This window comes from Paenarthrobacter sp. 10L412 (genome assembly GCF_056395565.1).
This window is the reverse complement of sequence record NZ_JBFTJT010000011.1, coordinates 150,629-163,061: the sequence shown is the minus strand read 5'-3', so window position 1 is coordinate 163,061 and position 12,433 is coordinate 150,629. Positions and strand designations below refer to the sequence as shown.

The window sequence follows — 12,433 nt, the reverse complement described above, 5'->3', positions numbered from 1 at the left end:
CGGTAGGCACGTCATGAGATTTGGTTGCCCAGTATTGCCTATGCAACAGTGGGAAGCGTGGATGAACTTGAAGCACTCCAGACTATCGGCCGCCTGATCAAAGAAGAACGGCTGGCCCAGGGGCTGAGCCAGGTGCAGTTGGCCAAGCAGGCTGGAACGGCAATCAAGACCGTACGGACGCTGGAATCCGGTACGCGGCGCACCCAGGAAATCAATCAGCGCAAGCTCGAGCACGCCCTGGGGTGGCGCGCTGGATCAATGTCTGAAGTCCTCAAGGGAAAATCCAGCTTCGCTCCAGACCAAATCACTCCGGACGACATGCGCAGCAGCGACGAGCCGCGGCAGTCCTCGGGGCCTCGCGTCACGGTACCGGCAGCCCCTATAGCCCGTGCCTCACATCTTTCAGACGAGGAACTGCTCGCCGAGCTGACGTACCGGATGATGCACCGCAACAGGGGCTAGCTGGTTGCTGACAGTTGCTGCCGGCGCACCATCTCGTTGATCCAGTCGGGCGCGAACGGAGAGGTGCAGTTAGGCGGAGTTGGGTAATCCTTCAGCACCTCCAGGCGCTCACCAATACTCAAGGCGCGGGCGCGATACTCCGGGTGCTCGATGCCGATCTGGGCAAGGCAGGTGTTCATCGCCCACTGCAGGCGGTACGGGGATTCCTTCATCCCGGCCTCGATGACGTCCAGCAGCCCGGCGAGGTCCAGGCCAGCCGGATCCTTCACGACGCGCTCCGACGTCAGCGCCCAACCGGCACTCGCCACCAAGGGATCCTTGTCCGCAAACCAGGCGACCCGCAGCTCTTCGACGTGCGGATTCTTCTTGACCACGTAGTTCACCAGCCAGTCATGGACTTTGGGCGTTCGGGCCTCGCGCAGCATGGTGTCAAGCTCGTCGGGTCCGTACGACTTAGGCCGGCAGATCAGCAGCGCCAGCAGCTTCGCCGTGGTGTCATCCGTCTTCCAAAGCTCGAGTGAAAGCTCCTGCTGTGTCTTCAACCGCTTCGCAATCGCCCGCAACTTACTGAGGTTTACACCGTGGTCGTCACCGTGTTTCTCGTTCACCTCGCGAGACCTCGGGTCTTCCAATGCGGCCAACTCGGCCATCACCTCAGCCAACGTCGTCCCAGTGGCAACCGTGCTTGTCGCAGTTTTCCCGGCCACTGCAGCCTCCCGTCCATCGCGTGTGAAGCTCAGCCTACTAGGCCTGGGCGCGATGGATCGGTGTCTAACCGATGGCGGGATGGCAGCTCATGGGGGGTGGTCCCGCACGTTCCTGAACTGCCATCCTCGCGCCGTGCGGCTAGGGCTACTTCCCGCCCTTGAACAGGCCTGCGATCTTGGAGCCGAGACCCTTCACATTTTCCGTAACATCTCCGGCGATTTCCTTGGACTTCTCCGCAACGTCACCAGCAAGTTCCTTGGCATTTTCCCCGACGTCACCCGAGAAGAATTCCTTGACGTTTTCTGCTGCATCTCCGGCGAATTCCTTGACGTTTTCTGCTGCCGTGCCGGCGAACTCCTTGACATTTTCCGCAGCCTCGCCGGCAAATTCCTTCGCATTTTCAAGCGCCTCGCCAGCTACTTCCTTGGCATTGCCCGCAGCGCCTTCTACTGCTTCCGCTCCCGTGGTTTCTTCACTCATGGTGCTCTCCTTCGTAACGGTTGGAACGCTGATCGCTCTCGGGATTTATCCTGCAAAGCAATCAATCGCATCAGGGAGTTTTCCCCCTCTACTTTCAAACTATTGGCATACGCGCGGGTTAAGCAACGCAAAACACCCGGAGTGAAACATTCGGCAAAATTAGCCAGGACCGTCAGCGAACCCGCTCAGCTTTTGTAAATTTCGCACGAGCCCCTGATGCCATATGGACCAATACGGGGGTCTTCTTGCCGATCACCAGGTCCAAGGCTTCAACCAGGCGTGAAATTTCGGCAGCGAGGAGGTGCGGCGCCACTCCCTGCCGGGGCTGGATGCGCACCCTCAATCCGGGCTGGCCTTTGACCTCATACGTGGCCACAGACGCGCCCGCGAGGTCCGGCCGATCCGCCAAAGCTGCCCGGAGCGCCTGTTCTGCGACGCCGCCACCGATCTGGACCTCACCCTCCACATGGCTCTCGTCGTCGCTGGCCACCAGAAGATTGGCCCTGCCTTTACCCTGTTGCGACAGCCACGCGACCATGGCAATAATGATGGCCACCAAAACCACGCCGGCCACGATCCACAGCCAACTTTCCTCACGGCCGGGGAACCGGGTTTGCTGGAATGCATCCTCCGCACGAGCCCACATATCCGCGGCCCAGCCGTGCCACCACGTTGCTACGGCCGGGACAGTCGCCAGCAGGAGAAGAAGTAGCCCAACGGCCAGGAGTTTCACGCCAATGATGAAGAGAAGCACCCGGTTAAGGGCGCGCGGTGTTTCGTTCACGCGCCGATCACCCCCGACGTAGAGAGGTTCACCCGAACAGCGGGCATGGGAAGGGGGGACATTTCATCGAGCTCGGACTGCACTGCCTTGAGGACGGCTTCTTCACTGACCCTGCTGCCGGATGTGGGCCGGACGTTGACCACCACCGATTGCCTGGACACAATCACCATGACCTGTTCCGGTGTCACGTTGGCGGCAGTCCGCGCGCGACGCGCAAGTGCCGAGGCCAGCACTTCGTCATCAACGACGACTGCAGTCCGTGGGTCCCGCAGCAAATGCCGGGCCCGTCTTCCTGGTAATACGGCGTGAAGGAGAAAAAACAGTCCGACCATGGCAATGACAGCACCGCTGGCGCCAAGCAGAAGGGGCGGGATGCCCGCCGGAAATGCGATGACACGCTCGGCTGCTGTGCTTGGGTCAACAAGCCATGGCGGTTGCCCGATGGCCCGGAGCACAGATTCCAGAAGTGCAATGACACAGAGAATGATCACCAGCACGGCCGCGATGCTGGCTGCTCCTGCCCGGGACGAGTGCGTTTCCCTGCGCAGGATACGGCTCATGGCCGGGTCCTCGCCGGCGATGGGGCTGGCTCCGGAGCCCGCGTCAGAAGGTTCAATGGCTGTTTCCTGGTGCTGTGTCACCGGACGCGGCCTCCCTCTGAAACGTGGGCTCCACTGATCCTGATATCCACCCTGCTTATGCGGAAACCACTGAGCCGTGTGACACGCTCCAACACTGTTGCCTTTGCGGCCACAGCACGGTCCCAGATAGAGCCGCCGAAGCCCTGGACGCGCTGTGGATTGCGCAGCACCTCGCTGAGGGCGGGGATGCTGATAGGTGCCACGATGGACAAAGCCAGCAGGCCGTCGTCGTCCGACCAATCGGCGCGGATGTCGCCGGGTTCCACGCCGAGAGCCTCGGCGGCCGCGGCCTGTGCCAGCGATGTCAAAGCCTGGGTACTGATCCGGTTATGGCCGGCCAGGCTGGTGGTAGGTTCCACAGCCTCAGCCACGCTCATGACGAAGAGCGCCGGCCCGTAATGGCGTCCAGGACGCTGCGGAGATCAAGCTTGCCTTCAGCTGCACGGCCCAGAAGGGCGCCAATGCCCATAAAAAGCAGCGAGATAAGGAAGCCCCACAGCCCGAACTGGAAGGACATGAACGCCACGAAGGCGCCAATCGCGATTCCCACGACGGTCATGCTCATTGCAGTGCCTCCCTTTCGACCACGACGGTTTTGGGCTTGGGTGGCGGGGCAACATAAACATCGTTGATCTCGATGTTGACCTCGATGACCTGGAGCCCGACGAGTTCCTCAACAGCCCGATAAACAGCAGCGCGGACCTGGTTGGCGACGCCGTGCAAGGGATGCCCGTAGACAGCCACGAGATTGATGTCCACCGCCACTTGGGTCTCGCCCACTTCGGCGCGAACGCCCGCGGCATGGTCCGAACTGCCCACAGCGTCGCGGATAGCGCCAAGCGCGCGGGATGGACCTGAGCCCAGGGAGTAGACACCTGGAACCGTGCGCGCAGCGATGCCCGCTACTTTTGCCACAGCCGCCTCGGAGATGATGGTGCGTCCGGTACCGAGGACCTCGCCCTCAGGCACGGGGTCGATCTGCAAGTTCTGGTCTGACATCGAAGCACTCCCCTTCTCTTGAGTACCACCCTAGCGTCTAGCTCCGACGCTTTGTGAGAGGCATCCAGAGTGAAGGAAACCCGCGCGGCGCCTACTTGCAGTTCTTATCCATCCAGTCCTGGATCGGCTTCATAAGTTCCTCGAACTCGGGCTCCCCGTACTTGCGGAAATCCGTGCCGGCCGACTCCGTATACGCCCTCAGCTTCTCAAAGCTCGGCTTCAGTTCCTCGGGCACTTTGTCCTGCATCCGGGACAGCTCCTCCTTGGCCTTCTTGATATCTTCCGGGTCGCCGCCCACCACGGCCGCCAACGGCAGGATGGTCACGCTCAACATCGCGGCACTCACGGATATGCACGCTTCGGACAGGGACGTGAACTCGCCGTAGACACCGCCTGTGCCTGTGGTAGCGTCCGGGCTTGCACTGATCTCAGCAGACGGTTCAGTGCTGGACGTTGGGGCGTTGCTGGATGTTGGCGCGTTCGATGACGACGCTATGGGCGTAGGCTGCGCGACCGGCAGCGGGAAGGAGCAGGCGCTGAGCGCCAGTATTGCGGTGAGAAGACTGCCGAGCAGCAGCGAGGTGTTCCCTCGCCGGCCAGCACCTTTCCTGCGATTTCCGCCAAGAAGCCTTGACGTGCTGAAGCGTGTGGTTTCGATCATGGTGTCCCCCGTTGGATTGCCTGCAATGACGAACCGGCGAGGGCAAGACTACGCCCGGCTTGGTGCAGTGAATAGAGGTTGAGTTATCCACAGGCAGTTCTCTTCGAGAGGGTCCTTGGAGCCCCCGCCACCTAGACTGGCCGACACATCACCAAACAGCCGCTGGGGAGCCTGTCATGCCGCGCCTTTCGTTTGTCTCTTTTACCGTTCTCACCGTCCGCATTGCAGCTGCTGCGCTCGGTGTTTCGCTGCTGCTCACCGGCTGTCAGGGCGGCAGTTCACCGGGCAGCCCACCTTCAGAAACAAGCTCGACGACGGCGTCCCCCACCCCGGGCGCGAGCGGCTCAGTCGCTCCTGCAAGTCCTTCCGGGAGCGCCACACCTTCCGGTGTGTATAAGGCTGCCGACGCGAAGGGCAAAGCACAGAATGTGCCTGTGCCCGTCATGCCCGAGTTGGCGAAGGAGAACACGAAGGAGGGGCTGGAGGCGTTTATCCGGTATTGGTATGCGCAACAGAATTACGCGATAGAGACAGGCGACCAGTCGATTTGGTCAATTCTCAGCACAGAGGAATGCCTTACGTGCAAACGGATCGAGAAAGGCCTCCACGACAGCTATATCAATGGCCGCTGGACGTCAGGAGGGACTATTTCCATCCCGGTCGTCGAACCACTTTGGACGGAGGGAGCGAAGGTACAGCAGGCGAAAGTGCAGGTCATCCAAGATCAAGCAGACTACTTCAATGCCGATGGAACCATTGGCCGGCCCTCGGAAGCTAGAACGAATTCTGCCTTCGGGATGTTCGCAGCTTTCGGAACGACAGGGTGGATGGTGTCCAGTCTTGGCATCATCAAGTAGATGTTCGTTCTTTTTCTCCATGAGGGTGGCCATTGTGTTCATGATCATGCTGGTTGGACCAGGGCCACATGCAGTCGCTCGGGCGGATGATGGTGTTTGGGCGGGCTACAACAATCAGACTGGCGCCGTGGACTTGTCCGACAACTTTCGTCTTGATCCTGTGAGCGGAAGACTGAGTCCCATTTTGGATAGTGGGTCTGTAGCCTCAGAACCAGACGACCCCAACCAATACATGGCGGACACCCATTGCCGGGCAGACGGTCCCGACACTGTCGATCCTGGATGCCTGGCCTTAAGCTGCCCTGCCACAACACCGGGCGGCGATGAAGGAACACCGGTGATCTGGAAACAAGCACCCAAGTCCATCACCAATCCCGGCTGGACCAACTGGATCCCCGTCAGTGGACCCACGTGCCTGTATGACGCCAAACCCGAGAACGTCCTGGCCAACATCGCAGCCCGGATCCTGAACGACTTCCGCCAACTCCCCGTCAACCCGGGAACCCTCGAAGCCCAACCCTTCCCCCACACCCTCAAAGGCGGGCCCACGAACTTCTTCACCACCACCACCGAACAAGCCTTCGACGTCACCGTCCTCGGCCAAGCAGTCCACCTGACAGCAACCCCGGCAAGCTTCACCTACAACTTCGGCGACGGCACCACCCTCGGCCCCACCCCGGTCGCCGGCTACTCGATTCCCGAAGCCGACTGGCTCCTCAACGAAACCCGCACCAGCCACAGCTACACAGCAACGGGGAACTACCCCGCCACCATCACGACCAGCTTCACCGGAACCTACTCCGTCAACAACGGACCCCCTCTGCCCATCAACGGAACCCTGGACCTCACCACATCACCCAAAACCATCCAGGTCTGGAAAACAGAAAAAGCACTCGTCGCCGACACCTGCAAGGAAAACCCCAAATCCTGGGGCTGCCCCGAAGCTGAAAAATAGCGGAGCTGGGCAGACACAAGCTGGTCAGGCACGAGCCGGACCAGGTTCCCCGGCCTACGCCGGGGAGACCGTATGCAGCAATGGCAACGTGATGGGGCGGGGCGGGGCGAGAGGCTCGCCCAATTCGCCCAGGACTTGCCGGGCCAGAGCTACATCGTTGACGCAGATACCATCAATTCCCAGTTGGACGGCTGCGCTGATTTCATCACTTGTCGCCAGAGTCCAAGGAAACACCTTGAGTCCGGCGTCACGAGCTTCGGCGACCAATCCGGCGTCGAGAATTTCAAAAGCGGGCGCAACGGCGGAAGCCCCGGTTGCCAAGGCAGCCATCACGAGTTCTTTAGCTGCGGAAGGATAGAGGCCTACCGACCGGACGGGGCTCTCCCTGCTCAGCGCTACCAGCGGAACTCCGGGCAACATCCCGGACATTGCCCGGATGATTTGAGGATCAAAGCTGCGCACACGCAAGGCCTGTTCATCCTGGTGAGCCTTCAGCACCTTGGACAATTCAGTTACTATCCGGTGGCCATACTGGTCCCAGGCCGCACCATCAGTTTTGACCTCAATGTCCAGAACGACGTCGGCGGCATTGGCGAAGCGCAACAGCGCAAGGGTCTCCGACAGGGACGGCGCACGTGTTTCAGGATCGACGTCGGTAGTCGTGGCCGGGTGCTTCTCAACCACGGCCTGAAGCATGGTCTCCAACCTGATGTCGGCGGTTCCGATGACGGCGTCGTGTCTCAATACCAGTTGCATGTCAGACGTGAGCCAGACATCGACTTCTATGGCATCCACACCCAGGCGAAGTGCCTCGACGAAGCTCGCCAGTGTATTCCCGTGCCGTGTGGCCAGAACGCCCCGATGGCCCTGAATCTCGATCATTTGATCTTCCTATTCCGATTCGTCCACGAGGGAAACTTCAGTAACAGTGGTGAGTTGAGACAGTTGGGCGACGATGTCCGACGCCGCCATGGTGCCTTCGATCTCCAGCTCTATCTCAATAAGGTCAGCTGTGGCAGCGGTTTCTGGAGCTGTCATCAACCTGTCCATCACGCCCTTGGTCTCGGCCGAACCCCGCGTCGTAGCGAAGCCCTGAACACGGAATCCTTGCTCGGTGCACGTTCGGAGCACGTCCCTCAGGGCTCCCACACCGTCCATATACGTAACTTTCAACAGCCACTGGCTTGGCAAACCAAAGCGGAGCTTCGCAGTCACCACGGGATAGACGTAGACGATGACGAAGTGGGCTGCGGTGACGAATACGGCGGGCAGCAGGAGGCCTGCCCCGGCGGACGTCCCGACTGCTGCTGTAACCCAGATGGAGGCTGCCGTCGTCAATCCGCGGACTTGGTTTCGCCGCACGAACACCAGGCCCGCCCCTATGAAGCCAATGCCGGAGACTACTTGAGCCGCCAGCCGGGAGGGATCCAGCCTCACCAGGTCCACCGTCAGGACGTCGCTAAAGCCATATTTGCTCACGACCATAAACAGCGCGGCGCCCAATCCAACCATGGCATGTGTTCTCATGCCCGCAGACTTGTTCTTGCTCTGGCGTTCAAACCCTATGGCTGTGGATAGGACGAGTGCTGCGGCCAGGGCCAGACACATCTGCCACCACTGTGTATCCGCGCTGAAGATCACTTAGTGCTCCGATTCGGTTATCAACCCCCTTCTTCTGTCCTTCATGTGGAAGATCCAGTCCGATACGGATGTTCCATGCAAAAGCAGCTCAAGGTAGACACGACGCGAGCCGGTCCTCCAACCAATTCTTCAAGCCCAGAACATACCAGTCAACGCTTCTGCACATTCGTGCAAATTGACGGGCGAGCTTTGTCAGGACGTATTAGCATGGTATTTTCCGCGGACTGATCGCGGCCAAAAAACCCAATAACACGCCACAGGAGGGCATTTTCATCGTCCCCGAATCGGGTCTTGTGATCCGCCATCTTTCTGTGTAGGTTGACCAATGACCTGAAGTTAGGTTGTCAGGTCAAATGTGAAACAAATGCTTTTTTGCAAGTGCTAAGTCGCCCGGACAGCGATGACGAGGGGGTCAACGTGAGGGTTTTCCATGGGCAGATTAGACACAAGTGTTGCGCAAACCAGTAGGGCACCGGTCCACAGACCGCCAATAAGCACCCCGAAGAACCGACGGTGGAATCGGAGGACACGCAGGGACGCATGGGTTTTTGCCGCTTTCGCGGCCCCCAACGTCCTGCTCATCCTCCTCTTTACCTACCGTCCGCTCGTCACCAACTTCTACTATTCCACCCTCGACTGGACACTCGGGGCAGCCACAGCAACGTCTGTGGGGCTGGGTAACTATGTGGAGTTCTTTACCTCCCCCGACGCTTCAAGCGTGCTGGGCGTAACGGCAATATTCACTATCACCACCGTTGGCGGTGCGATGATCCTAGGCCTGCTGGTGGCGTTGGCTCTTAACCAGAGACTGAAGGGCACAACATTTGCCCGGGCGGTGGTTTTCGCGCCCTACGTCCTTTCCGGCGTCGGCGTCGGCTTGGTGTGGTTGTTTATTTTCGATCCGACCTATGGCGTCCTTTCATGGATTCTCCGCACAGTTGGCCAGGCGAGTCCCCAGTGGGTCAATGATCCAAAGCTCGCTCTGCTCATGGTCATCATCGTGTACGTGTGGAAGAACCTCGGCTATTGCGCAGTGGTGTATCTGGCAGGTCTGCAGTCCATTCCCACCCAGCTCTTGGAGGCTGCCGCGTTGGATGGCGCCAGTAGCCTGCGGCGCTTCACATCGGTGGTGCTTCCCCTTCTTTCCCCCACCACTTTCTTCCTCCTGATCACCTCACTGCTGAGCTCCCTGCAGGCGTTCGACATCATCCGCATCATGACTCCATCCGGCAACGGAACCAGCACCCTGATCTTTGACTCCTATCTTCAGGCCTTCGGCTCCTACAACAGGGCCGGATACTCCGCGGCCATCTCGGTAGTGCTGTTCGCCGGATTGCTCGTCATGACAGCCGTGCAGTTGCGCTTCGTGGAGCGAAAGGTTCACTACTCATGAGCACCAACACCGTTGAAGCCACACCACGCCGTGACCGTCCCTTCTCTTGGCAAAACCTTGGCAAGACGATTGCCGGGGGTTACGTCCCCCTTCTGCTGGCAACCCTGGTGGTCTTCGTGCCCCTCCTATGGATGATGTTGTCTTCCCTCAAAGCGCCCGGCGAGATCGTGACAACAAACCTGACTCTGCTGCCGAAGAGCCCAAGCCTTCAGAACTACGCAGACGCAGCATCTACCGTGCCTTTCGCGCGGTTCTTCCTCAACAGCGTGATCGTCACGGTCATCGGATCCACCGTTAAGTGCGTACTGGCAGTCTTCACGGCCTACGCACTCGTGTTTGTCCGTTTCCCCTTCAAGAGGGTGATCTTCCTCCTGATTCTGGTTGCGCTGATGGTCCCGCCTCAGGTCTCCGTGCTTCCCAATTACGTTTTGATCGCAGGCATGGGAGGGCTCAACACGTATTGGGGAATTATCCTTCCGGGCTTGGGAACAGCGTTTGGCACCTTCCTCCTCAGGCAGCATTTCCTCACACTGCCGCCGGCAATCCTGGAATCCGCGGAAATCGACGGCGCGGGCCACTGGCGCAAGCTCTGGAAGATCGTTGTCCCGGTGTCCGTGCCGAGCATCGCGACCGTGGCCTTGGTGACGATCGTTTCTGAATGGAACGAGTACATCTGGCCGCTGATCGTCACGGACCATCCAGACATGATGACCCTTCCTGTGGGCCTGACGCAGCTGGTCAACAGCGATGGCAGCACCCAGAACTGGGGCATGCTCATGGCCGGCGCGGTGATCGTCCTTCTACCGATCTTGCTCATCTTTGCCGCTCTGCAGCGGTACATCGTCTCCGGGCTCACTCAAGGCTCGGTTACCGGCTAAAACTCCACCCTTTCGAGGATGCTCAAGCACCTCGATCACTAGAAAGGCACTTCCTCTATGTCAAAATCACTTTCCCGGAAGCATTTCCTCGGCTTGGCTGGAGCCTCAGTCACCGCCGTCGCGCTTGCAGCTTGTGGTGGTCCGTCGACGGATGCCGGAAGCACAGCAGCAAAGACGCTCTCCCCCGAGGATTGGTCCAAGATCAAACCTGCCCCAAGCATCAGTTTCATGTCCAGCCATCCCGGTAAGTCCCGGGATACGGAGCAGAAGCTGATAGAGGCCTTCCAAGCGGCCAATCCGGATATCAAAGTCAACCTCATCACCGGAGGTTCAAACTACGAGGAAGTGGCGCAAAAGTTCCAAACTTCCCAAGCCGGGAGCGAAGTACCGGACGTGGTTGTGGCATCGGATGTGTGGTGGTTCCGTTACGCGGTCTCAGGTGCCATCCTTCCGATTAATGCCCTTCTCAAAGCTGTCAACGTCAGCTCCTCCGACTACAAGTCCGGTTTGATCGCCGATTACAAGCATTCTGATCAGCTGTGGGCAGTCCCCTACGCCCGGTCAACGCCGTTGTTCTACTTCAATAAGGACCATTTCAAGGCGGCCGGAGTTCCCGAGCGGGCGCCAAAAACCTGGGAAGAGTTCGCCGAGTGGGCACCCAGGATTAAGTCGGCAAATGCCTCAGCTTCGGGATACCAGAACGCCTACCAGTACCCCGCGATCGCTGGCTATGCCGGCTGGACGCTTCAAAACGTTCTCTGGGGCCAAGGCGGCGGTTGGTCCAAGGAGTGGGAGATTACGGCAAATTCAAGCCAATCTGTTGCCGCGATGCAGTGGGTGCAGGACTCCATTGTGAAGAATGGCTGGGCGGGGGTCTCCTCCAAGAATGCCATTACCGACCTTCAAGCCGGTGCCATCAGCTCCACGATCAGCTCGTCCGCCGACCTCGCTGCCACCCTTAAGGCGGCGAAGGAAGCAAACATGAGGATCGACGTCGGGTTCTTGCCGGGTGGGTCCGCCTCGGCCTCGCAGGTTTGTCCCACAGGCGGTTCCGGTCTGGTGATCGCCAGCAAAACGTCACCGGAACGGCAGCTTGCAGCGGCCAAGTTCATCACGTTCATGACGAATGCGCAGAGCACGTCTACTTTGTCTGCTGCAACCGGCTACCTACCGGTAGCGGAGGCGGCAGATATCTCGGCGATTGTTGCCCAGACACCGGAATTCCAAACTGTCGTAGACCAGCTCAAGGTGACCCGCACCCAGGACTTTGCACGGACGTTTCTCCCCGGCGGAGACCAGGAGCTGGCCAAGGCGGCAACCAGGATCATGAATGAGAAGGCCGATGTGCAAGCAACGCTGACTGAGTTGAAGGGAACACTGGAAGGGATTTACAACAAGGACGTGAAGCCCAAACTGAAGGCCTAGTCCAGAGTTGCGAAGCGTAGGCATACATGGGGGCCTACGCTTCGCAGCTGACCCACCTGGCGATGCATTAAAGAAGAAAAGCATCAGTTCCGAAGAACTGATGCTTCCCAGTGGTGGCTCCGACCGGCGTCGATCCGGTGACCTTTCGATTTTCAGTCGAACGCTCTACCAACTGAGCTACAGAGCCTAGGTGACAAGTCACCTTGAGAACCGAAATTACTTCCGGTGCTCAGAGCGACCCTGACGGGACTTGAACCCGCGACCTCCGCCGTGACAGGGCGGCGCGCTAACCAACTGCGCTACAGGGCCTTGCGTTTGCAGTATCTCTACCGCGTTTTTTTCAAGGCTTCTAGCTTACCAGACATTTTTCATCCGATTTACCACTTGCCTTGCGTACCCCCAACGGGATTCGAACCCGTGCCGCCGCCGTGAAAGGGCGGTGTCCTAGGCCGCTAGACGATGGGGGCCTGAACTCAATTCGGATTATGCGAGGAAAAACAACACTTTATGCGTTCTTTTCGGTTCTCACCCGTCCGAACTGGACTCTAA

16 protein-coding genes and 3 tRNA genes are annotated in these 12,433 nt (G+C 59.4%); 6 read left to right on the top strand and 13 right to left on the bottom strand.

Going from position 1 to position 12,433, the window contains the following annotated elements; all coding sequences use genetic code 11:
• Positions 1–57 precede the first annotated feature (57 nt).
• Positions 58–462 carry a helix-turn-helix domain-containing protein gene (locus AC1DD7_RS16945; protein WP_477515894.1) on the top strand — a complete coding sequence of 135 codons (405 nt, stop codon included), beginning with the start codon at positions 58–60 and terminating at the stop codon, positions 460–462.
• Here AC1DD7_RS16945 and AC1DD7_RS16940 read toward each other — a convergent pair.
• The 8 genes from AC1DD7_RS16940 to AC1DD7_RS16905 all read right to left on the bottom strand — a co-directional run bounded on the left by AC1DD7_RS16940 (position 459) and on the right by AC1DD7_RS16905 (position 4,735).
• The gene (locus AC1DD7_RS16940; RefSeq protein ID WP_477515893.1) at positions 459–1,169 is read right to left on the bottom strand and encodes a DNA alkylation repair protein; all 711 of its coding nucleotides are present in this window, start codon (positions 1,167–1,169) and stop codon (positions 459–461) included. The two genes, AC1DD7_RS16945 and AC1DD7_RS16940, sit on opposite strands and share 4 nt — an antisense overlap.
• A 145-nt stretch (positions 1,170–1,314) precedes the next feature.
• Positions 1,315–1,650, bottom strand: coding sequence for a hypothetical protein (locus tag AC1DD7_RS16935; protein WP_477515892.1), 336 nt, complete (start codon positions 1,648–1,650; stop codon positions 1,315–1,317).
• Positions 1,651–1,822: 172 nt separating this feature from the next.
• Positions 1,823–2,434: a hypothetical protein gene (locus tag AC1DD7_RS16930; protein WP_477515891.1), complete on the bottom strand. Its 612-nt coding sequence runs from the start codon at positions 2,432–2,434 to the stop codon at positions 1,823–1,825.
• Positions 2,431–3,075: a DUF6286 domain-containing protein gene (locus AC1DD7_RS16925; RefSeq protein ID WP_477515890.1), complete on the bottom strand. Its 645-nt coding sequence runs from the start codon at positions 3,073–3,075 to the stop codon at positions 2,431–2,433. Before AC1DD7_RS16925 ends, AC1DD7_RS16930 begins: the two co-directional genes overlap by 4 nt.
• Positions 3,072–3,452, bottom strand: coding sequence for a hypothetical protein (locus AC1DD7_RS16920; RefSeq protein ID WP_431117739.1), 381 nt, complete (start codon positions 3,450–3,452; stop codon positions 3,072–3,074). The genes AC1DD7_RS16925 and AC1DD7_RS16920 overlap by 4 nt, the downstream gene beginning before the upstream one ends.
• Complete coding sequence (locus AC1DD7_RS16915; protein ID WP_216922303.1) at positions 3,449–3,640, bottom strand: hypothetical protein; 192 nt, start codon at positions 3,638–3,640, stop codon at positions 3,449–3,451. The genes AC1DD7_RS16920 and AC1DD7_RS16915 overlap by 4 nt, the downstream gene beginning before the upstream one ends.
• Positions 3,637–4,074: an Asp23/Gls24 family envelope stress response protein gene (locus AC1DD7_RS16910; protein ID WP_477515889.1), complete on the bottom strand. Its 438-nt coding sequence runs from the start codon at positions 4,072–4,074 to the stop codon at positions 3,637–3,639. The genes AC1DD7_RS16915 and AC1DD7_RS16910 overlap by 4 nt, the downstream gene beginning before the upstream one ends.
• Positions 4,075–4,165: 91 nt before the next feature.
• The gene (locus AC1DD7_RS16905) at positions 4,166–4,735 is read right to left on the bottom strand and encodes a hypothetical protein (protein ID WP_477515888.1); all 570 of its coding nucleotides are present in this window, start codon (positions 4,733–4,735) and stop codon (positions 4,166–4,168) included.
• Positions 4,736–4,911: 176 nt separating this feature from the next.
• Between AC1DD7_RS16905 and AC1DD7_RS16900 the strand changes: the two genes are divergently transcribed.
• Together AC1DD7_RS16900 and AC1DD7_RS16895 are read left to right on the top strand one after the other, a co-directional pair.
• Complete coding sequence (locus AC1DD7_RS16900) at positions 4,912–5,592, top strand: DUF6318 family protein (RefSeq protein WP_477515887.1); 681 nt, start codon at positions 4,912–4,914, stop codon at positions 5,590–5,592.
• A gap of 337 nt (positions 5,593–5,929) precedes the next feature.
• Positions 5,930–6,547 carry a hypothetical protein gene (locus AC1DD7_RS16895; protein ID WP_477515886.1) on the top strand — a complete coding sequence of 206 codons (618 nt, stop codon included), beginning with the start codon at positions 5,930–5,932 and terminating at the stop codon, positions 6,545–6,547.
• A gap of 54 nt (positions 6,548–6,601) precedes the next feature.
• Here AC1DD7_RS16895 and AC1DD7_RS16890 read toward each other — a convergent pair whose 3' ends face one another.
• Both AC1DD7_RS16890 and AC1DD7_RS16885 read right to left on the bottom strand, forming a co-directional pair.
• Positions 6,602–7,429, bottom strand: coding sequence for a glycerophosphodiester phosphodiesterase (locus AC1DD7_RS16890; RefSeq protein ID WP_477515885.1), 828 nt, complete (start codon positions 7,427–7,429; stop codon positions 6,602–6,604).
• 9 nt (positions 7,430–7,438) lie between these two features.
• Positions 7,439–8,155 (bottom strand): MgtC/SapB family protein, encoded by a 717-nt coding sequence (locus tag AC1DD7_RS16885; RefSeq protein WP_477515924.1) that lies wholly within the window; start codon positions 8,153–8,155, stop codon positions 7,439–7,441.
• 463 nt (positions 8,156–8,618) lie between these two features.
• Between AC1DD7_RS16885 and AC1DD7_RS16880 the strand changes: the two genes are divergently transcribed.
• The 3 genes from AC1DD7_RS16880 to AC1DD7_RS16870 are packed head-to-tail and all read left to right on the top strand — an operon-like array spanning position 8,619 to position 11,884.
• Positions 8,619–9,581, top strand: a complete 963-nt coding sequence (locus AC1DD7_RS16880; RefSeq protein WP_477515884.1) for a carbohydrate ABC transporter permease — start codon at positions 8,619–8,621, stop codon at positions 9,579–9,581.
• Positions 9,578–10,459, top strand: coding sequence for a carbohydrate ABC transporter permease (locus tag AC1DD7_RS16875; RefSeq protein ID WP_477515883.1), 882 nt, complete (start codon positions 9,578–9,580; stop codon positions 10,457–10,459). The genes AC1DD7_RS16880 and AC1DD7_RS16875 overlap by 4 nt, the downstream gene beginning before the upstream one ends.
• Before the next feature lie 57 nt (positions 10,460–10,516).
• Positions 10,517–11,884, top strand: a complete 1,368-nt coding sequence (locus AC1DD7_RS16870; RefSeq protein WP_477515882.1) for an ABC transporter substrate-binding protein — start codon at positions 10,517–10,519, stop codon at positions 11,882–11,884.
• Between the two features lie 111 nt (positions 11,885–11,995).
• On the opposite strand, the gene AC1DD7_RS16865 is transcribed toward AC1DD7_RS16870, so the two are convergent.
• From AC1DD7_RS16865 to AC1DD7_RS16855, 3 genes are all read right to left on the bottom strand, one after another.
• Positions 11,996–12,071: transfer RNA gene (locus AC1DD7_RS16865), tRNA-Phe, on the bottom strand.
• Between the two features lie 48 nt (positions 12,072–12,119).
• Positions 12,120–12,193 (bottom strand) — tRNA-Asp (locus AC1DD7_RS16860).
• 85 nt (positions 12,194–12,278) lie between these two features.
• Positions 12,279–12,351 (bottom strand) — tRNA-Glu (locus AC1DD7_RS16855).
• Positions 12,352–12,433: the final 82 nt, after the last annotated feature.